At 67.8% G+C, this 20939-nt stretch carries 18 protein-coding genes; 6 read left to right on the plus strand and 12 right to left on the minus strand.

What is annotated here, in order from left to right; all coding sequences use genetic code 11:
- Positions 1-52: 52 nt before the first annotated feature.
- The 11 genes from dgcA to AC3A4E_RS09615 form a co-directional block, all read right to left on the minus strand.
- On the minus strand, positions 53-1126 hold the full coding sequence (gene dgcA, locus AC3A4E_RS09565; RefSeq protein WP_487631252.1) for an N-acetyl-D-Glu racemase DgcA: 1074 nt from the start codon (positions 1124-1126) through the stop codon (positions 53-55).
- Entirely contained in the window at positions 1111-2145 is a 1035-nt protein-coding gene (dgcN, locus tag AC3A4E_RS09570) for an N-acetyltransferase DgcN (protein ID WP_487631253.1), read from the minus strand. The genes dgcA and dgcN overlap by 16 nt, the downstream gene beginning before the upstream one ends.
- A gap of 130 nt (positions 2146-2275) precedes the next feature.
- Positions 2276-3439 carry a YkvI family membrane protein gene (locus AC3A4E_RS09575; RefSeq protein WP_487631254.1) on the minus strand — a complete coding sequence of 388 codons (1164 nt, stop codon included), beginning with the start codon at positions 3437-3439 and terminating at the stop codon, positions 2276-2278.
- Complete coding sequence (gene bla, locus AC3A4E_RS09580) at positions 3436-4440, minus strand: class A beta-lactamase (RefSeq protein ID WP_487631255.1); 1005 nt, start codon at positions 4438-4440, stop codon at positions 3436-3438. Before bla ends, AC3A4E_RS09575 begins: the two co-directional genes overlap by 4 nt.
- Positions 4437-5480 (minus strand): N-acetyltransferase DgcN family protein, encoded by a 1044-nt coding sequence (locus AC3A4E_RS09585; protein ID WP_487631256.1) that lies wholly within the window; start codon positions 5478-5480, stop codon positions 4437-4439. Before AC3A4E_RS09585 ends, bla begins: the two co-directional genes overlap by 4 nt.
- 201 nt (positions 5481-5681) lie before the next feature.
- On the minus strand, positions 5682-7895 hold the full coding sequence (locus tag AC3A4E_RS09590) for a TonB-dependent receptor (RefSeq protein WP_487631257.1): 2214 nt from the start codon (positions 7893-7895) through the stop codon (positions 5682-5684).
- A gap of 39 nt (positions 7896-7934) precedes the next feature.
- Positions 7935-9110 carry a dipeptidase gene (locus tag AC3A4E_RS09595; RefSeq protein ID WP_487631258.1) on the minus strand — a complete coding sequence of 392 codons (1176 nt, stop codon included), beginning with the start codon at positions 9108-9110 and terminating at the stop codon, positions 7935-7937.
- 267 nt (positions 9111-9377) lie between these two features.
- Positions 9378-10673: a peptide MFS transporter gene (locus AC3A4E_RS09600; protein ID WP_487631259.1), complete on the minus strand. Its 1296-nt coding sequence runs from the start codon at positions 10671-10673 to the stop codon at positions 9378-9380.
- Between the two features lie 19 nt (positions 10674-10692).
- Entirely contained in the window at positions 10693-12708 is a 2016-nt protein-coding gene (locus AC3A4E_RS09605) for a serine hydrolase domain-containing protein (protein WP_487631260.1), read from the minus strand.
- Positions 12705-13703, minus strand: a complete 999-nt coding sequence (locus AC3A4E_RS09610) for a dipeptide epimerase (RefSeq protein ID WP_487631261.1) — start codon at positions 13701-13703, stop codon at positions 12705-12707. The genes AC3A4E_RS09605 and AC3A4E_RS09610 overlap by 4 nt, the downstream gene beginning before the upstream one ends.
- A 31-nt stretch (positions 13704-13734) precedes the next feature.
- Complete coding sequence (locus tag AC3A4E_RS09615; protein ID WP_487631262.1) at positions 13735-15717, minus strand: serine hydrolase domain-containing protein; 1983 nt, start codon at positions 15715-15717, stop codon at positions 13735-13737.
- 315 nt (positions 15718-16032) lie between these two features.
- Between AC3A4E_RS09615 and AC3A4E_RS09620 the strand changes: the two genes are divergently transcribed.
- From AC3A4E_RS09620 to tadA, 5 genes are all read left to right on the plus strand, one after another.
- Positions 16033-16671: a helix-turn-helix domain-containing protein gene (locus AC3A4E_RS09620; RefSeq protein WP_487631263.1), complete on the plus strand. Its 639-nt coding sequence runs from the start codon at positions 16033-16035 to the stop codon at positions 16669-16671.
- 81 nt (positions 16672-16752) lie between these two features.
- Positions 16753-16947: a DUF2256 domain-containing protein gene (locus AC3A4E_RS09625; protein WP_487631264.1), complete on the plus strand. Its 195-nt coding sequence runs from the start codon at positions 16753-16755 to the stop codon at positions 16945-16947.
- Positions 16940-18487, plus strand: a complete 1548-nt coding sequence (locus tag AC3A4E_RS09630; RefSeq protein WP_487631265.1) for a cryptochrome/photolyase family protein — start codon at positions 16940-16942, stop codon at positions 18485-18487. The genes AC3A4E_RS09625 and AC3A4E_RS09630 overlap by 8 nt, the downstream gene beginning before the upstream one ends.
- Before the next feature lie 80 nt (positions 18488-18567).
- Complete coding sequence (locus AC3A4E_RS09635) at positions 18568-19125, plus strand: NADPH-dependent FMN reductase (RefSeq protein WP_487631266.1); 558 nt, start codon at positions 18568-18570, stop codon at positions 19123-19125.
- Positions 19126-19132: 7 nt separating this feature from the next.
- Complete coding sequence (gene tadA, locus AC3A4E_RS09640) at positions 19133-19630, plus strand: tRNA adenosine(34) deaminase TadA (protein ID WP_487631267.1); 498 nt, start codon at positions 19133-19135, stop codon at positions 19628-19630.
- Between the two features lie 74 nt (positions 19631-19704).
- On the opposite strand, the gene AC3A4E_RS09645 is transcribed toward tadA, so the two are convergent.
- Complete coding sequence (locus AC3A4E_RS09645; protein ID WP_487631268.1) at positions 19705-20172, minus strand: DUF2721 domain-containing protein; 468 nt, start codon at positions 20170-20172, stop codon at positions 19705-19707.
- Positions 20173-20272: 100 nt separating this feature from the next.
- On the opposite strand from AC3A4E_RS09645, the gene orn reads away from it, so the two are divergent.
- Positions 20273-20836: an oligoribonuclease gene (orn, locus tag AC3A4E_RS09650; RefSeq protein ID WP_487631269.1), complete on the plus strand. Its 564-nt coding sequence runs from the start codon at positions 20273-20275 to the stop codon at positions 20834-20836.
- Positions 20837-20939: the final 103 nt, after the last annotated feature.

The following is a 20939-nucleotide window of genomic DNA, read 5'->3' on the forward strand; positions in this document are numbered from 1 at the left end:
TCCGGAGTGCGTGTGGCCGGCGGCATCCGGGATGGGAGGAAGCCGGTGTGAATCAGGTCGTCGCTGGAATCTGCCCCGGTGCAGCCGCGCGTGCGGCGACGACGTGCTGCATCCCGGCAGGTGTCGATGCCGTATGCAGCCCACCGCCCCAGAGCGCTGGTGCCGTCGGCTGCAACAGGCCGCCGACCAGATGCACGCCACCGGGATGGTCGGCGCGCAGCCACAGTGGACCATCCAGATCGATAAAGCGCGCGTGCCGTGCGACATGCAGAGCAGGCGCAATCGCCAGCGACGAACAGGCCATGCAGCCGACCATGATCTCGAAGCCCTGCGCGCGCGCGGCTTCCAGCAGCGACAGCGCGCCCGTCAGACCGCCGGTCTTGTCGAGCTTGATGTTGACGACCTGGTAGCGGCCGCGCAGGCGCGGAAGATCGGCCGCAACATGACAGGACTCGTCGGCGCACAGCAGCGCGACCGATTCGAATCCGAGCAGCGCGTCGTCGTCGCCGGCGGGCAAGGGCTGCTCAATCATTTCGACGCGCGTCTCCGCCAGCACCGGTTGCACGGCCTGCAGCAGTTCGAACGTCCAGCTTTCGTTGGGATCGACGATCAACCGCGCGTCGGGCGCGGCGTCGCGGACCGCGCGGATCAATGCGCCCGGATCCTCGGCGCCGACCTTGATCTTCAGCAGATCGAGATGCGCGTAACCGCGCGCGGCAGCGGCCATGCGTTCCGCGGTGTCCAGCCCGATCGTTTGCGCACTCGGCAGACAGGGTGGGGCGGTCTGACCGAGCAGGGTCGACACCGGCACGCCGCGACGCTGCGATTCCAAATCCCACAGCGCAGTGTCGACCGCATTGCGCGCGGCGCCGGGTGGCAATGCGGCCTGCAGCTGCGCGCGATCGAGCGCCGAGGGTGTCGCGCGCGACAGCGTTTCGATCTGCGCCATGACCGATTCGACGGTCTCCCCATAACGGGCGTAGGGCGTGGCTTCGCCGCGCCCGACGAGCCCGCCATCACTGACGTGCACCTCGACGACTTCGGCCGTCGTGCGCAGGCCACGCGAAATACGGAAGGGCGTGGCCAGCGGCCAGCTGCGGTGATGGGCGCTCAGCCAGGAAGACATGTCTGGATCCGGTCGACGATGGCGGCAGTGCCGTGGCGCACCGGGTCCTGCGTGGGCAGACCCAGCGTGTGTTCGATTTCGCGGCACAGGCGCAGTGCGTCCGCGGCCGGCAGCCTGGAGGTATTGAGCGCGATGCCGACGGCCTGCACCTGCGGATTGGTCAATCGCGCCGCGGCGAGATTCGCCTCGAGGGTGCTTTTGAGATCCGGTACCGGTGCGTGCGCGAGCCCGCGCATGTGCGCGCGTCCGGGCTCGTGGCACAGCACCAGCGCATCGGGCTGTGCACCGTGCAGCAGGCCCAGCGAGACGCTGGCAAACGAAGCATGGAAAAGAGAGCCTTGGCCTTCGATGACATCCCAGCCGAGATCGTGCCGCGCCGGCGACAGCCATTCGACGCTGCCGGAAATGAAATCGGCGATCACCGCGTCGACCGGCACGCCGCGTCCGGCGATGAAGATCCCGGTCTGCCCGGTCGCGCGGAAATCGGCCTTGACGCCGCGCGCGCGCAGCTCCGCTTCGATCGACAGCGCGGTGTACATCTTGCCGGTCGAGCAGTCGGTGCCCACGGTCAACAGACGCCGGCCGGCGCGCTTGCGGCCATCACCCACCGGCACGTCAGGTGGCACGCGCGCGTCGAACAGGTGGCGACCAGTGCGCGTCGCGGCGTCGACGATATCGGGGTGCGCGCTCAGGCGTTCGTGCAGGCCGGAGGCCACGTTGAGACCGGCATCGAGCGCAGCGATCACGTGCGCGACCGTGTCCGCGCCGAAGCGACCGCCGGCATTGGCGACACCGACGATCATCGTCTGCGCACCGGCCGCGCGGGCCTGCGCGAAGTCCATGTCCGGCAGCTGCACGCTGGTCCTGCAATCGGGGCCACGCAACTGCGCGATGCACGAGTCCGGGCGGAAGCGCACGAGGCCGCTGGCGGTCTTGGCCGCGAGATCGTCGGGTGCATCGCCGAGATAGAGCAGGTACGGGGGCGGCCAGGAATCGGCGTGCGCGAAAGCGGATTGCATGCGGGAATCGGGCCTCGGCCAGCGCGCAGGGAAGGCTTTCATCTTCAGCGGCACCCGCGGGCGCGGCTATTGAATTAACACCGCCGATCCATAGCCCCAGATTATGGGTCGGCGGTGGGAGTGCTGTGGATCAGGCGCGATCCGCCACGTGGATCCCGTCCACCTGCGCCTTCTCACCCGTGCGTTCGAATGCGCGGTCGCGGCGCGTCCATATCTCCCGCAGCGCATACACCAGCAGCGGCACCACGTAGGTTGCGAGAATCGCGTACGCCAGCAGTCGATAGCCCTGTGCGATCAGCGCGACCAGACCCACCGCATCGGCGAGAAACACCGCGCTGAGCAGGATCGCGGCGATGATCGCGACGCGAACGCCCCGGCCCGGTGCGGCACCGGTGCGCTCCTTCCAGTTCGCGCCGATACGTCCGTCGACCGAGGCCATCAGGGCGACACCGGTCTCGACCAGTGCGACCAGGATCATCAGCCGGAACAGCCACTGGAACCACGGAAGCGCGAGTTGCCCGAGCATCAGATCGGACGGCAGCGGTGCATCCGCGATGTCCGGCATGAAGGCGAGCATGCAGACGTAGAAGATCATCGCCGGCAGGATCGCCAGCGGGCCGGCGAGGGCGCCTGCGACCACCGCGTCGCGACGCCGCATCAGATGCCGCACCACCAGCAATGCGGAGATCGCGGCGAACACGTTGTAGCCGGCGTAGGTCAGGCCGTTGAGCGCCCAACCGGGTCCGAGCGTGCGGTTCGTCGAAAACTGCGCGACGGCGCCATCGCCGAAGCGGAACAGGATCAGGCACGCGGCCAGCGCGTAGACCAGATACATGAAGATCGACATGAGCTTGAACAGACGCTCGACCGCATCAGTGCCGGCCTGCACGACGGCGGTGATCACCACCACCAGCAACAGCGTGCCGACGATGCGCGGCCAGTCGAACATGCTGGCCGCGAGTTCACCGGCCGCCGCGCCGAACACCGCGAGCACCACGACGATCAACGCCAGATAGGCGACCTCGAACGTCCACCAGCCGCGGCCGAGCAGATGCCGGAAGAAGGTGCGGTAGTCGTAGCCGCCGATCGCGCGGGCCAGCAGGAACGTGAGAATGCAGACCACGCTCCAGATCACCGTCGCCAGCGTCATCGCAGCGAGGCCGCCCCACGGCCCGGACGGCAGGAAGAACTCGGCGAGTTCGCGGCCCGTGGCATAGCCGCCGCCGATCACCGCCGACTTGAACGCCAGGCCCGGCAACAGATACCGCTGGAAGCGACTGGCCGTCGCGGTCACGGCTGCGCGGCCGGCGGCTCCAGCAGATAGAAGTCGCGCACGGTGCGTGCGATCTCGGCGATGACGCGCTCGCGTTCGCTGCGCGGCGCGCTGCTCGCCTTGACGAACACCGAGATCGCGAACCGGCCGCCGTCGGGCAGGGTGACCACGCCGACATCGTTGACGCTGCCGCCCAGGGTGCCGCTCTTGTCGGCGACCACCGTGCCCGGCGGCATGCGGCCGCGCAGACGATCGCTACAGGTGCGGCAGCGTTCCATGATCTGGATCAACGTCGTCGTGCTGTCGGCGCTCAGGGCATCGCCTTCGAACAGCCGCGTCAGCAGCGTGGACATCGCGCGCGGCGTGGAGGTGTCGCGTGGATCGGTGTCGAAGGCGGTGTTCGGCGTGCCGCGACGTGCGACGAAGGCCGGATCACGCGACAGCTCGGCGGAGCGCGCCTTGGTCAGCGGGCCGGCATCGGTGACGCCGTAGAACTCGAGCAGAAGATCGCGCGTATTGCGATCCAGACGCTGCCCTTCGATGCCCTGTGCACGCAACCAGGCGGTGACGGCCGCCGGGCCGCCGGCCTGCGCCACCAGCACATCGGTCGCGGTGTTGTCGCTCTGGGTCAGCATCACCTCGAGCAGGTTGTGTACCGACAGGCTCAGGCCTTCGTGGATGAAGCGGTCGGCGATGACTTCCGAATCGACCTGCATCGCCATCGGCACCGGCACCATCGTCGACAGCTGCAACTCGCCGGCGTCGATCTTCGCCAGCACCGCGGCTGCCACGGCGACCTTGAAGGTGCTCGCCATCGGGAACGCTTCGTCGGGATTGAGGTGCACCTGCGGCCCACGGCCATCGAGGCGCCAGGCGGACACGCCGACGGTGCCGTCGACCAGCGTGGCCAGTCGCGCCACTTCGGTATCGACGTTGCTGGGCGCGGCCGCGCTGCCCGCAAGCGGGACCAGCGTCAGCAGCGCAGCGAAACACAGGCCACCAGGCCGGAATGAGAGGTTCATGCGAGACATGCGTCCACCAGTCGGTCGAATCGGCCATCTTCCCGCATCGGGTCGGCGGCGGGCAGGCCGAGCCGTGCGCTGACCTCGTCGCAGGCTGCCCCGGCAGCTTCTGCGCTCATGCCATGAGTGTTGAGACTGACGCCGATGCAGCGGATGTCGGGGTTCGTGCGACGTCCCATCTGCACGGTCAGTGCGATCACATCCTCGATCGACGGCAGGTCGTAGTCGGGATAGCCGAGCACGTGCGCACGCCCCGGCTGGTGGCAGACCACGAACACGTCCGGCTGGCTGCCATGCAGCAGACCGAGACTCACGCCGGCATAGGCGGGATGGAACAGCGAGCCCTGGCCTTCGATGACATCCCAGTGCGCGTCATCGGCGTCGGGCGACAGCAGTTCGGCGGCACCTGCAGAGAAGTCGGCGACCACCGCGTCCATCGGAATACCGCTGCCGGCGATCAGGATGCCGGTCTGCCCGCTCGCGCGGAAATCGGCATCGATGCCGCGGGCACGCAGGCCGCGTGCGAGGGCGAGGGCGGTGTACTTCTTGCCGAGTGCGCAGTCGGTGCCGACGGTCAGCACGCGCTTGCCGCAACGCTTGCGCCCGGTGGCGACCGGGATGCCCGGCGGCGGCACGCGCACGTCGAGCAACTGGCGGCCATAGCGCTTGGCTGCTTCAGCGAGTTCGGGAATGTCGCCAAGCCGCTGGTGCAGACCGCTGACGAGATCGAGACCTGCCGCCAGCGCGTCGACCAGCGCCGGCAGCCACTCGGCGACGACCACGCCGCCCCGATTGGCCACGCCGATCACCAGGGCGCGCGCGCCGGCGGCATGGGCCTGTGTCGGAGTCATCGTCGGCAGGCCCGTGCTCACCGTGCAGCCGGGAAGCTGCCATTCGGCGATGCACAGCTCCGGCGCCCAGTCGTGCAGGCCGATCGCGGTCTTCGCGAAGCCGGCTTCGGTGGTGTCGCCGAGGAACAACAGGTAGGGCCGGGGCACGGCCGTGACGGCATGCACTGCGGCGCTCGAGGGGGATGTCATGTGGCACTCCGACATTCGATAGCGGAAAGGAGATCCGGACGACCGGCGCGAGGCGTTCGCATCGCGTGGTCACGGTGATCCGATGCGCAGCAGGCAGACGTGCACCTGCGCGAAAGCGCACCGGATCGGGTTGTGTTGTGGGGCGCGCGTGCAGCGCGTGCCCAGCGGCGATGCACGCCGATGGGCGGGATCAGTCGCGGATCAGAAGCGGTAATCGAGCGAGAGGCCTACAGTGCGCGGCTGCAGCGGCACGCCGAGCACCGCGACGTTGCGGTTGAGCACGTCGCGCACGAGACCGGTCGAGACGTATGCGCGTTCGTCGGTGAGGTTGCGTGCGTAGACACGCGCGGTCCAGCGCATGTTGGTCAGCTCGGCATGCAGATCGAAGGCCTGGTAGCTCTCGATCTCGTAGCCGCCGGTGCCGACGCGATTGCCGGTGAAGCGGAAGCCACCGCCGACGCGGCCCTGCCACTGCTGGCCGACATCGAAGTCGTAATCCACCGTGCTCGACCAGCTCAGTCGCGGCGTCAGCGGCATGCGGCTGCCGGACACCAGGCCGCTCGCCACCGGCACGTCCCCGAGTTCGGAATCGGTGTAGGCGCCGTTCAAGCCAACGGTCACGCGCTCGGCGGCGCGCACCATCAGCGCGAGTTCCACGCCCTGGCTCTTGGCGCTGCCGGCGTTGCCCATGCGCGAGATGCCGCCAACGGTTTCGCGCAGCTGGATGTCGTCCCAGTCGATGCGGAACGCGGCGACATCGAGCATCGCGCGGCGGTCCCAGAAGTGCGACTTGAAGCCCAGCTCGAAGTTGCCCAGCGTGTCGGCCCTGGTCATCGGCACGGTGCCGGTCACCGAGACGTTCGGGCCGCCCGGGCGATAGCCGGTCGCATAGCGGGCGTAGAACATCGAGCGGTCGCTGACATGCCAGCGCGATGCGAGCTTCCAGGTGAACACCTTGTCGTCCACCGAATCGACCAGATCCAGCGTGCCGCCATACAGCGCGCCGTTGGTGTGCTGTTCGAAATCCTGCTCGTTGCGTGCGTAGCGCACGCCGGCCGATACGTCGAAGCGCGGACTGAACTTGTACGTCGCGTCGGCGAACACCGCCTGCTCGTCGTAGGTGCCGGGCAGGGTGCCGGCGCCGGCATTGAACGGCAGCGGATTGCCGCTGATGTCGTAGGCGCTGACCCGCTGGCGGTTGGCGTGCTTCTCGCCGGTCAGGAACGTGCCGACCAGCCATTCGAAACGCTCGTCCGCCTTGGAACTCAGACGGAATTCCTGTGTCCACTTGCGCGTGCCGAGGAAGATGTCGAACTGCGCCTGGCCGGCGGGAATGGCGCCGCCGGTCAGCAGGGGCCAGGCGATGCCATAGACCAGGGTCGAATCCTGGGTCTCGTCCATGTGCGTTTCGGAGAAACTGGTCGCGGACACGAAGTCCATGTGCCCCAGATCCCAGTCGAGGATCGCCGAGTGGTAGTTGGTTTCCATGCGGTAGGGCGTGGGCCGGAACAGGATGCCGTCGAGTTCGCCGCGCGCCGGTTCCAGCGACGGATGCAGCAGGCCGACCTGCGCGCTGTTGTCCGCATCGACGAGCTGGTGCAGCGTCTGCAGGCGCAGATCGATGTTGTCGGCGATGCGCCACGTCAGTGCCACGCGCGATGCGAGCTGCGAGTAGCCATTGCTTTCTTCCGCATCCTTGCCGGTCAGGTCGGGCTGGTCGACATAGCCCGGCGTCACCTGTCGCGAGAAACTCGCGCGCAAGCCGACGCGGCCTTCGATGATCGGCGCGTTCATCGCAGCGCGGATGCCGGTTCCCAGATCACCCGCTTCGCTGGTGCTGTTGACGTCCATGCCGGCGCGGAATTCGATCGTGTCGGGATCGGCCGCCTTGGTGGTGTACTTGAACAGGCCGCCCATCGCGCCTGCGCCATACAGCGTGCCCTGCGGCCCGCGCAGCACTTCCACGCTCTGGATGTCGTAGGGCAGCAGATCCAGCGCGTACGAGGTCGCACGCTGCTTGTTCGTGCTGGGGCCGATCGGCGTGTCGTCGATGTAGGTGCCGATGATCGAACCGCCGCCGAGCGGCGCCACGCCGCGCAGTGCCATCGTGGTCTGACCCGGCGCACCGCCGCTGTCGACCTGGAAACCCGGCACATAGGCGGCGAAATCGTTGAGCCGCGTCGCGCCGAAGGCTTCGAGGCGCTCCTCGCTGATCACGCTGACGCCCGACGCGACTTCCATGATGTTCTCGCTGCGCTTCTGCGCAGTCGCCACCACGCGATCGAGCTCCACCGCGTCGGGCGCCTTGCGGCCGTCGTCGACAGCGGCGTCCTGCGCGAGCGCCTGGGTCGCGAAACCGGCGCAGCACATGGCCACGGTGGTGGCGAGGATCGAACGGTTCAACGTCTTGCGCATGCGGACAGCTCCGGGGCGTGGCTGGTAAGAACGGAAGAATCAGTTGGACAGGACGATCGGCTTCCAGGTCTGGCCGAGCAGGCGCCTGAAATTGCCGCCCAGGATCTGGCGGATGTGGGCGTCGCTGTAGCCGCGACGGATCAGCACTTCGGTGAGATCGAAGGTCTTGCGCGGGTGATCGAAACCGTCGGTGTCGATCTTTTCGCGGAATGCATAGCTGGCCTTGTAGCCGGCGCGCAGCGCAGCGCCCTGGTCGCCGGGCATGTCGTCGTAGCCGTGCAGGTCGGCGTCGGAGCCGATGCCCACGTGATCGACGCCGACCAGCTTCACGACGTGGTCGATGTGGTCGACCATGTGTTCGATCGTCGTCGGCTCGCGGTCGCGTACGAACATGCGCACGCCGGTGATGCCCATCACGCCGTCCTTCGACGCCAGCTTGCGGATCGCCTCGTCGGTCTTGACCCGCGGGTGATCGTTGAGCGCGCGGCAGTTGGAATGGGTGATCGCGATCGGACGCGGCGACAGTTCGATCGCATCCAGCGTCGTGCGGTCACCGCAATGCGACACGTCGATCAGCATGCCGCTCGCGTTCATCGCCTCGATGATCTGCACGCCGAAATCGCTGACGCCGCCGTCGACGCGATCGGTCGCGCCCGAGCCGAGCAGGTTCTGCGCGTTGTAGGTCAGCTGCGCGCAGCGCATGCCCAGGCCGTAGAACAGCGCGACATCGGCGGGGGTGCGGAAGTGCTCGGCGTTCTGCACGCCGATCATCACGGCGATCTTGCCCTCGGCCTTGGCGCGGTCGAGATCCGCTGCTTCGCCCACGAGGCTGAAGACGTGGCTGTTGCGGCCGACGAATCCGTTCCAGGCCGCCATGTAGGTCAGCGTGTCCTGGAACACGTTCGGACCGCCGAGGCCCACCGCGTGATGGAAACCCGTGATGCCGCTGGCGCGCATGTCGGCCGCGTCCTGGTCGCTGATCCGGATGGCGGGGTATTCGGGGCGGAAGTCGAGCTTCAGCACGCCGAGCATGTCGATGACCAGCGATTCGCGGACGAGGTCGATGGCGCGTGTCGAATACTCGGCTGCGACACCCGGCAGCACGGCGTGGCGGCCGCGGGCGATGGCCGGAAATGCGATGGCGCCAGCGGCCAGGGCGACCGCGCCGCCGAGGAGGCGACGACGCGCCGGGGAGTGCTCAGGCCGATCGGTCATCACGAAACCTCCACAAATCCTGTGTAGGGAATATTTATCCCAATCAGAGAATTGTCAAGGCCTATCGGGATGCTTTGGCCTGAAAGGGCGTGGTGCGGTGCGGGCTGCGTCTAAAGCTGCGACGAGGCAGCGAGGCGGTGCCCCACCTGCGCGTTCGCTGCGGGCACACGCCGCGCCGGTCGCACGGAATGCGATCGCGGGATCGACCCGATGGCGCAAGGGGCCGGAAGCAACGCGCCGGACGTGGACGCCGGCGCCGCACCGGCATCAGGCCCCGATCACAGGTCCGCCTTGCGGCACGAGCAACGGACGCGCTCTGCGTTCCAGACGCAGCAGCAAGCCCGCGACGAGCAGGCACACACCCGCCATCAGCGCGAAGAACACATGGCTGGACACGCGCGACCACAGCGTGCCGACGACGCCGGCCAGCAGGTTGCCGCCGAACGAGGCGAGGAACCAGAACGCGATGATCGTCGCGCCGAACCCTACGGGGGCGAGTCGTGCGAACAGACCCAGCCCGACCGGCAGGATGAAGAGTTCGCCGAAGGTGAACAGTGCGAAGAACAGCGCCGCCCAGAGCCAGCCGACCTGCGCCGACGGCGCTCCGCCGAGCATGGCGACGAGCGCGAACGACAGGCCGACCACACCAGCGCCGATCGCCATCTTGGTCAACGGCGCAGCTTCGCGCCCCGCGCGCGCCTGCCGCGTCCAGTGCTGCACCAGCCAGGGCGTGATGACGAACACCAGCAATGGGTTGAGCGAGAAGAACCAGGTCATCGGAATCGTGAAGTCCGCGGTGACCACGCGATCGACGCCGGTGTCGAGCCAGATCGCGATGGTGTTGCCCACCTGTTCGTAGGCAAGGCGGAACAGCACGATCACCCCGGCAATCATCGCCATCAGCTGCAGCAGCGGACGATAGGCCGGCAGCCACAGTGTCGACATTGGCAGGGTCTCGACGCTGTTGCGCGGCGGGTCGGGCGGCAGATGCCGGCGCCCGGCGATGTAGATCACCAGGCCCAGCAGCATGCCGATGCCGGCGGCGGCGAACCCGACATGCCAGCCGTAGACCTCGCCGAGCGTGCCGCAAACCAGCGGCGCGAGGAACGCGCCGAGGTTGATGCCAACGTAGTAGACGTTGAAGGCCGAGCCGCGACGCGGATCCTCGCGCCGATACAGATCGCCGACCTGGCCGGGCAGGGTGGGCAGGAACAACCCGTTGCCGAGCACGATCGCCAGCAGCGCCGGATAGAGCAGCGCGTCGAAGGCCATCAGGAAATGACCCAGCGCCATGATCGCGCCGCCGAGGATCACCGCACGCCGCTTGCCCAGCCAGCGGTCAGCGAGCAGGCCGCCGAACACCGGTGTCAGATACACCAGCGCGGTGTACAGGCCGTAGACCATCGAGGCCTGTTCCTGCGAGAACAGCAGCTGCTTGGTCATGTAATAGACCAGCAGCGCCCGCATGCCGTAGTAGGAGAACTTCTCCCACATCTCGGTCAGGAACAGGATCGTCAGGCCCGGCGGTTGCCCGAACCAGGCCTTGGGGGCCTCCGTCGTCATGGTGAGGCCCCGTTGCCGATTACAGCTGCGTGCCGGTGGTCAGCAGTCCCTGCGTCCACGCGACGAACAGCACGACCAGGCCTGCCAGCGCGACGATCCAGGCACCGATGCGACGCACGCGCGGCCAGCTCGCCGGCTTGCGGATCGCCACCCACACCAGTGCCAAGACTGCGAGCGCGCCCAGCCACGACAACGCCTGCATGGCGATCAGCGGCCCGTTGCTGTAGCCGGAAATCGCGCCGGGTTCGCCCATCGCCTTGGCGTAGAGCACCCAGGCGAGCATGCCGATCAGCAGCACCGCGACCGACAGCGTCTGCAGCACGCGCAGGCTGCGGCCTTCGACCGGTGCAGCGACACCATACGAACGCCGCACGAACACACCGCTGACGCGCATTACCGCCGACAGCAGCAGAACCAGCAGCGACACGATCAGCGCCGGACGCAGCCATGCGGGCGAACGCCAGGCGGGAATCGGCTCATAGCCGAACACCGAGGCGAACGGACCGGCGGAGAAGTACACCGGACGATCGTTCTCGAGCTTCACTTCCATGAGTCCGCGGCCGTTCTCCTGCTGCCACAGCCAGGGCGAGACTTCGCGCCAGCGCAGCAGTTGCCCGTTGAGGCCCTTCTGGCCATCGACGGTGATCGTGCCGTCGTCCTGCGGATGCACGCGCACCGGCGACAGCAGGGTGAGCAGACGCAGATAGGTGCTGTCGGAGCGGCGCGTGCTCTGCCAGCTGGCACCGGCGAGCGCGGCGGCATGCGTGCGTGCGGTGTCGGCATCGACACCGGGGCCGGCGGCTGCGATCGGACGCTTCGGCAGAAATTCCTCGACGAAGCGCTCCCACACCTGCGCGCGCAGTGCAGCGCCTGCGGCGTCTCGGCCGGCGCTGTTGGTCGACACGAACAGGCCGATGTTGCGCTCGGGAATCAGGTACAGCCACGAATAGAAGAACAGCGTCGTGCCGCCGTGCGAACGGGTGTCGTAGCCGGCGGTGTCGGAGGTCATCCAGCCGAGCGCCATGCGCGGCAGATGCGGCAGGATCGACGGCTGCGGAGTGAGCATCTGCGCGGTGGTGTCGGCGCGCAGGATGCGCTGGCCGTCAAGCTCGCCCTCGTTGAGCGTGGCCATCATGAAGCGCGCCATCGCCGAACCCGATGCATACAGGCCGCCGATGCCCGGTGCGGTGTTCTTCTCGGCCGCCCAGGCTTTACCGGAGCCGAGCCGGTAACCGGTCGCCGCGTGCGGCAACAATGCCGCGGGCAACTGCTGGTGGAAGCTGGCGTGCTGCATGCCCAGCGGTCCCAGGATGTGGTCCTGCGCGTAGTCCTCGAACGCCTGCCCGCTGACGCGCTCGACGATGTAGGCCGCAATGCCGGTCGCGTAGTTGGAATACGCCGGCTTGGTGCCGGGCGCGAAGATCTGTCCGGGCACCCAGTCCTTGATGTAGTTCGCGCCGGTGGCCGGGTGGTCCGGGCCGAGCACGATCAGGTAACGCAGGCGCTCTTCCAGACCCGAAGTGTGGGTCATCGCCTGGCGCAGCGTGATCGGCTGCCCTTCGGTCGGCACCTCGAAGTCGAGATAGGTGTTGATGTCGGTGTCGAGATCCAGCTTGCCCTGCTCGACGAGCTGCATCACCGCAGTCCAGACGAACAGCTTGGAGATCGAGCCCGGACGGAACAGTGTGGTCTCGGGGTCGACCGGCGTGCGCTTTTCGACATCCGAGAAGCCGAAGCCGCGCTCGGTGACGACCCGGCCGTTCTCGACCACGGTGACGACCGCGCCAGCGAGATCGCCCTGCGCCATCAGATACGGCACCAGACCGTCGAGGAAAGTGTCGACGCGCGCGGTGTCGAGTGTGCCAGTAGCCGTCGGCGTCGCGTCATCGGTGACCGGCGCTTCTGCGATCGGCGCATCCGGCGGGGTGGGCGAGGGTGCCTGTGCATGCAGCGGCGAGATCAGTCCGGCCGAGGCGAGCAGCAAGCCGGAGACGAACGGCCGCCAGCCGCGGACGCGTGTTGGATACGACTTCATGCCTGCACTCCCGTTCCCCAGATGGTGTCGTCGCAATGGACCAGCCCGTCGTCATAGCGCACGCCCGGCACGCGATCGTCGCGCAGCACGAGCGGGCCATCGAGATCCACGACGTCGCAATGCTGACCGACGATGTAGGCGGGCGCCATCGCCCAGCTGCTGCCCATCATGTTGCCGACCATGACCTGCAGGCCCAGCGTGCGCGCCCGCTCGACCATCGCCAGGCCTTCGGTCAGGCCGCCGGACTTGTCGAGCTTGATGTTGATGACGTCGAACAGGCCGGCCAGCGCGTCGATCTCGGACACGTCCTGCACGCTCTCGTCGGCGGCGAACGGCAGCGGTCGTGCGAAGCCCTTGAGGTCCGCTTCGCGTCCGCGCCGCAGCGGCTGCTCGAGCAGCTTGACGTCGTTGTCCATCAGCACCGGGATCAGCGCATCGAGCACGTCGACGGTATAGCCCTGGTTCGCATCCACGCCGATCCACACATCCGGGCGCACCTTGCGCACGGCGCGGACGCGTTCGATGTCGATATCGAGTTCGCCGCTCAGCTTGAGCTTCAAAGCCTTCGCCGGCGCGTAGCGCTCGACCGCGATCGACTGCATCGTTGCCGGATCATCGGCGCCCAGCGTCCACGTGGTCAGCAGCGGACGCACCTGCGACAGCCCGGCCAGCGCCCATGCGGGCTTGCCGGCACGCGCGGCGTCCAAGTCCCACAGCGCGCAATCGAGTGCATTGCGTGCGCCACCGCGCGGCAGCAGCTGCTGCAGTTCCGCGCGGCTGATGCCGGCTTCGATCGTGTCGCGCAGCGATTCCAGCGTCGCGAGCATCTGCTCGGGCTTGTCGTCCAGGTAGTAGACGCCGCTGGCTTCGCCGCGACCGCGCAGGCCGCCGTCTTCCAGCTCCACGCGCAGCACAGGCGCGTGCTCGAAGACATAACCGCTGATCCGGAACGGGGCCAGCATGTGCAGCTTGTCGATCTGCAGATTCAATTTCACACGGAGTCTCCAGCCCGTCGCGGGGCGCGGGTCAATAGTCGAGAGCAAAGTCGGCCAGGCCCATCAGGACCAGGACGTAGGCGAGCACACAGGCGGACACCAGCAGCAACACCGCCCAGAGCTTCGGCAGCACGCCGTGGCGGGTGCGAAGGGTCTGCACGAGATTCCACGCCATCGCGGCGATGCCGCCGACGATCGCGAGCACCGTGGCGATTCCGAGCAGCACGATCACCGGGTCGAGCCGGTCGTCGAAGCGGGCGAAATCCTTCGCGGCCCAGGCCATCACGCCGAGCGCGGCCACCGGCACCAGCAGCATCCACCAGCAGGCGAACCGGCTCAGGCGATAGGCGCGCAGGGTTCGCGGCGGCCAGTGCAGCGTGCGTGCGTGGCGACGCCGGACGATGGCTGCGATCGGCCACGCCAGCGCGGCGAGGCCGAGCACAGCGACGGCGACCGTCAGCAGCGGCTTGAGCCACAGCGCGGAGCGATAGGCTTCGACACGCAGGAAGACATTGAACGGCGCGGACGTGTCGATCGCGAATCCGACGGGTTGTCCGTCTTCGACGATCGCCGCCAGGCGCACTTCGCTGTGGGTCGCCTGCCACAGCCACGGCGCGATCGGCTTGAACGTCGTGGGCTGCCGGTTGGGCTGCTTCATGCGCTCGAAGCGCAGGCCGCCATCATCGAGGGCCTGCAGCCGCGACTGGGACAGGAACGTGGTGCGGCCGAGCCCGGTCTCGGCGCGTCGCGAATCGCGATACGTCGAAGCGGCCAGCATCCGGGCCTGCTCGCGGGCCAGTTCGAGATCGACGACCGGCGCGGCGGCGGGGCGGGCGGCCGGGAAATAGTGCGCGGCAAATCGCTCCAGCAGTTCGCGACGGATCGGCCCGGTGACGCCATCGACGCCTGCGCTGTTGAGCGAGACGAACAGGCCGACGTCGTGGTCGCGGAACAGGAACAGCTGCGAGTGGAACGAGAATGTGTCGCCGGCGTGGGAGACCACGCGCTGGCCGTTGACGTCGATCTCGTAGAAGCCGAGCGCCATCGTGTGCAGCGGCGGTGCGAAACGGGTCTGCGGGGTGAGCATCTGCGCGCTGGTCGATGCCTTGAGAATCGCGCTGTCGCGGCCGCCTGCGGCGGCGAGATGGGCGATCATGAAACGCGCCATGTCCGACCCGCTCGCGGACAGACCACCGGCCGGCGCGGACGGCGTGACTTCGAAGTCACGCGGCGTGCCCGACCCCAGCGCGTAGCCCTTCGACACCTGTGCGCGCAGCGCGGGCGGCAGCGGCTGCAGGAAGCTCGAGTGCCGCATCTGCAACGGCGCGAAGATGTGCTGCGCGACGTAGTCGGCGAACGGCTGGCCCGACACGCGCTCGACGATGTAACCGGCGAGGCTCGTCCCGTAATTCGAATACGCCGGCACGGTGCCCGGCGCGAAGATCTGTCCCGGCACCCAGCGCTTGAGGTAGGGGCCGAGTTCGATCCCGCCGGCCTCCGCCACCGCCTCGCTGGTCCACATGTGCTTGATGTTGGCTTCGAAGCCGGCGGTATGCGTCATCAGCTGCCGCAGCGTGATCGGCGCGCCGCGTTCGGGCACGCGGAAATCCAGATAGCGGTTGATGTCCGCATCGAGATCCAGCGTGCCGGCCTCGACCAGCTGCATCACGGCGGTCCAGGTCAGGACCTTGGACACCGAGGCCATCCGGAACAGGGTCCGGTCGGGATCGACCGGGGTGCGCGCCGCCACGTCGGCGAAGCCATAGCCGCGACGGACCAGGATCCGGCCGTCCTTGACCACGGTGACCACGGCGCCGGCGACATCGCCCTGTGCGATCGCGAACGGCATCACCCCATCGAGCCACGTCGTCGCGTCCTCGGCCGTCAGGCGCGGGGTGGCGTCGACGGCGGCTGCGCGCGTATCCGGAAGTGCAGCCGGCGACTGGCGGGCGCCGGCCTGGCCGGACAGCGCAAGCGCGCAACACAGAGCGACGAGCCACGAAAACGGACGCATGCGACGACCCCCGGAGCAGGAACACAGGACGCCCATGGGTTTGCACGGAGGCGCCGGAACTATCTTGATCAGGCAACAATATTCCTGATCAGAGAAATGTCAACGCTCTGTGACCCTGTGGGTGACGGTCTTGGTGGAGTGGGCCGGTGCTCCGGGCATGCGGAATGGGCGCAATGCAGCCGCGCGGAAGGAGGCGGCAGACGATCCGGCGCTGCGGAGAAGGCTGTTGAAACGCGTGACCATCCTGATCAGGACGATATTCATCCGCGCGGTGTATCGTGCGGGTCACTTCACTGGGAATACCCAAGGTCTGTCATGAGTCCGAAGAGCCCGACGCTCGGAACCCTGCTGCGCGGTCTGCGCACGCGAAAGGGTTGGACGCTCAAGGAAATGAGCGAACACACCGGTATCCCCCTGTCGACCCTGTCGAAGATCGAACACGACCGGTTGACCCTGACCTACGACAAGCTCCAGCACCTGGCGCAGCGGCTGAACATGCGCGTGTCCGAGCTGTTCGCCGAGCCCGATCCCGCCAGCGGCGCGCCGCAGGCGGTGACAGCCCGACGCAGTGTCGGCACGCTCGACAAGGCGTTGCGGGTCAAGACCGACAACTACGATTACTTCTATCTGTGCACGGAACTGCGCCGCAAACGCATGATCCCGATCGTCACGAAGGTGCGCGCCAAGACGCCGGCCGAGTTCGGCGAACTGGTCCGTCATCCCGGCGAGGAGTACATCCACGTACTCGAAGGCCGGATCCAGGTGCACACGGAGTTCTACGATCCGGTGGTGCTGGACCAGGGCGAGGGCATCTACATCGACAGCCAGATGGGCCACGCCTACATCGTCGACACCGGATGCGAGGAGGCCGTGTTGCTGGGCGTGTGCTCGAGCGCGGAAGAGGATCTGATGGAGTCGCTGATCACGCTGCACGAGCAGGAAGGCAGTCTCTGAGTCCGCCGGGGCGGCGATCCACGTCGCCCTCGCACCACGCCTGATTTCTCCGCGTGGACACTGCGGACACAGGAGCCGCCGATGCCACGCAAGCGCGACAGCGAGTTCGCCGGCAACAAGAGCTTCCTGCCCAGCAAACCCTGCGCGGTCTGCGGCCGCACGATGACCTGGCGTCGCGCGTGGGCGAAGACCTGGGACGAGGTGCGTTACTGCTCGGAGCGTTGCCGTCGCAACAAGCGCGCTGCGGACGCGCCCGATACCTCACGTGATGGCTGATCCGGTCCGTCATCTCATCATCGTGCTGGGTGACCAGCTCGATCCGACCGCGGCCGCCTTCGATGGCTGCGATCCGGCGCACGACGTCGTGTGGATGGCGGAAGTCGCCGAAGAATCCACCCACGTGTGGTCCACTAAGATGCGGACCGCGCTGTTCCTGAGCGCGATGCGGCACTTCGCGCAGGATCGGCGCACTGGCGGCTGGACGGTCGACTACCGGCTGCTCGATGACCCGGACAATCGCGGCACGCTCGGTGCGGAACTGGCATCGGCCATCGAACACCTGCGTCCGCAATCCGTGCGGATGACTGCGCCAGGCGACTGGCGCGTGCTACAGGCGATCCGCGATGCGACATCGGCCGCAGGCGTCGAACTGGTGATCGAACCGGACCGCCACTTCTACTGCGACGTGCGCGCATTCGCCGGGTGGGCGCGTGGCCAGCCGGAACTGCGGCTCGAAACGTTCTACCGGCACATGCGCCGCACGCATCACGTGCTGATGGAACGCGACGTGCCCGCAGGCGAGCGCTGGAACTTCGATACCGAAAACCGCGCACCGTTCGACGCGCAGGGCCCGGGCGTGGTGCCGGCGCCGCCACATGTCGAGCCGGACGCGCTCACGCGCGAGGTGCTCGACCTCGTGCGCACGCGTTTCGCCGATCACCCCGGTGATCTGGACCGGTTCGCGTGGCCGGTCACCCGCGCGCAGGCGCTGCACGCACTCGAATGCTTCATCGAGGAACGTCTGCCGGCCTTCGGCCACTGGCAGGACGCGCTGTGGCCGGACGCGCCTTGGCTCTGGCATTCGCAGATCGCGTCCGCGCTGAATCTCAAACTGCTCGCGCCACGCGAAGTCGTCGACGCGGTCGAAGCCGCATGGCGCGCGGGCAGGGCACCGCTGGCGGCCGCGGAGGGCTACATCCGTCAGATCCTCGGCTGGCGCGAATACGTGCGCGGCGTCTACTGGACGCAGATGCCGCGCTACGCGGACAGCAACGCACTGCAGGCGCGCGGCGATCTGCCCGGCTTCTACTGGACCGGCGACGCACCGATGCCGTGCCTGGCCGATGCCCTGCGGCAGACGCTGACACGGGGGTACGCCCACCACATCCAGCGCCTGATGGTCATCGGTCTGTACGCGCAACTGCTGGGCGTCGAGCCTGCGCAGGTGCATCGCTGGTTTCTCGCCGTGTACGTCGATGCGGTGGAGTGGGTGGAGATGCCCAACGTGCTCGGCATGAGCCAGTTCGCCGATGGCGGTCTGATGTCCAGCAAGCCCTACATCGCCAGCGGCCGCTACATCGAGCGCATGAGCGCCGGCAGTTACTGCCGTCGATGTCCGTTCGATCCCGGGCAGCGCACCGGCCCACAGGCCTGCCCGTACACGCGTCTGTACTGGGATTTCATGTTGCGCCACGAAGCGCTGCTGGCCGCCAACCCGCGCACCGCACAGCAGGTGCGCAGTCTGGAACGGCTCGATGCGGCCGAGCGCGCATTGATTCGCGAAGAGGCCGCGCAATGGCGCCGCGACGCGCGTTGAGCCGCGACCCGCCAACGCGCCTGCGGTAAAGTCGCCGCCGAACTGCGGCGCGGTGCCGACAGCCTCGGGCGGATTGCGACATGGTCAGACTTCTCGGTATTTCAGGCAGCCTGCGCGCCGCCTCCTACAACACCGGTCTGCTGCGCGCCGCACAGGCGTTCGCGTCCGATGCGCTCATGATCGACGCAGCCACGCTGCACGGTATTCCGCTCTACGACGGCGACGTCGAAGCGCGCGACGGCATTCCGGCCGCGGTCGAAGCGCTGAAGGCGCAGATCCTCGCGGCCGATGGCCTGTTGCTGGTGACGCCCGAATACAACAACGGCATCCCCGGCGTGTTCAAGAACGCGATCGACTGGCTGTCGCGGCCCGGCAGCGGAATCCCCGCTCTGTTCGGCGACCGCCATGTCGCGGTCATCGGCGCATCGCTCGGCGGCTTCGGCACGATCCTGTCGCAGACGGCATGGTTACCGGTGCTGCGCACGCTCGGCTGCCGGCAGTGGGCCGGAGGGCGCCTGCTGGTGTCGCGCGCGGGTCAGGCCTTCAACGAGGACGGCACGCTGCAGGACGAGAAGGTACGCGCGCAACTCGGCACGTTCGTGCAGGACTTCGCCGCGCACATCCGCGAGACGCGCTGAGGTTTCGATGGCGCTGCTATCCACACCGAACCCCGGAGACACCGACGCCGCCTGGATGACGCGCGCACTGGCCCTGGCCGAGCGCGCGATGCACGAGGACGACGAGATTCCGGTCGGCGCGCTGGTCGTCGATGCGGACGGCACCGTGATCGGCGAGGGCTGGAACCGCAACATCGCCGAGCATGATCCCAGCGCGCATGCGGAGATCGTCGCGATGCGTCGCGCCGGCGCTGCGCTCGGCAATCACCGGCTCATCGGCTGCACGTTGTACGTAACGCTCGAGCCCTGCGCGATGTGCGCGATGGCGATGATCCACGCACGCGTCGCGCGGGTCGTCTTCGGCGCATTCGATCCGAAGACCGGCGCCGCAGGCAGCGTGTTCGATGTGCTGGGCGACGCGCGCCACAACCATTGCATCGACGTCACCGGCGGCGTATGCGCCGATGTCGCCGGGCCGATGCTGACGAACTACTTCCGCGCCAAGCGCGGACTGACACCGCGCTGAGCGCCGGATCCTTCGCCAGAGGGCGGGGGAGGGCGGCGCACGTACGTCGCGCCGGCAGCCGCCGTGCAACCGTCTCAGATCAGCGGACTGCGCCGGTTGGCCTTGCGATGTGCATCGTCCATTTCCTCGTTGACCGCATGCACGGCCATCGAGGCCTCGCGTGCCAGCAGCAGGCTGGCCGCAAACATCGCCAGCACGCCGAGGCAGGCCAGCAGGGTGGGCGCCTGCTCGAACCGGTGGTCCAGCAGCGAGTCGCCGGCGACCGTCAGGCTGGTGCCGACGAAGCAGCTGATCGCCACATACAGCAGCTGGCTGCCGCGCAGGATGATGCGGCTGCGGCGACGCTGCAGCGCGATCCGCGCTTCGAGGATGCGACGGTCTTCTTCATCGTTGCCTTCGTCGTCGGCAAGGTCGCGCAGCAGCGAACGCGTACGGTCGATGACGCGCGCGAGACGCGCGTTCGCGGACCCGAGCAGCGAGGCGGTGGCGGTCAGGAAGAACGCCGGGGCGAGCATCGCGGTGAGAATGGCGTAGTGCGTCAAGGCGGGATTGGACAACATCTGGGAAGGGAACACTGCGGACCTGGCGGCAGCGACGGCTGCGATATCATGCGCCGTCACTCCGCGTAAGGCGAATGCACGCATGAATGCCGACAAGGCCATCGAGGGCCGGCTGATCTGGATCGATCTGGAAATGACCGGCCTGGATACCGACCACGACCAGATCCTCGAGATCGCCACCATCGTCACCGACGCCGAGCTCAACGTGCTCGCCGAAGGGCCGGAACTGGCGATCGTGCAACCGCTCGACGTGCTGGAAGCGATGGACGACTGGAACCGCAGCCAGCATCGCCGTTCGGGCCTGTGGCAGCGTTCGGTGGAGCAGGGCGTGGGGCTGGCCGAGGCGCAGGCGCGCACGCTCGAATTCCTGCAGCTGTGGGCGGAGCCGGGCAAGTCGCCGATGTGCGGCAACTCGATCTGCCAGGACCGGCGCTTCCTGCACCGGCAGATGCCGGCGCTGGAGAAGTTCTTCCACTACCGCAACCTCGACGTCAGCACGATCAAGGAACTCGCGCGCCGCTGGGCGCCGCAGGTGCTGTCGGGTTTCACCAAGCATTCGGCGCACACCGCGCTCAGCGACGTGCGCGATTCGATCGACGAACTGCGCCACTACCGTCGGCACATGGCCGCACTCGCGAGTCCCTGACGCGCGTTCCCGCGGCCGCAGCACCCGCTGCCGACCGACGCCACACAGCAGAACGCCCGGGCATCAAGCCCGGGCGTTCTGCGTTTGGACGCTGCCGCTGCGA

It is taken from the genome of Luteimonas sp. Soil_N_1, assembly GCF_057656255.1.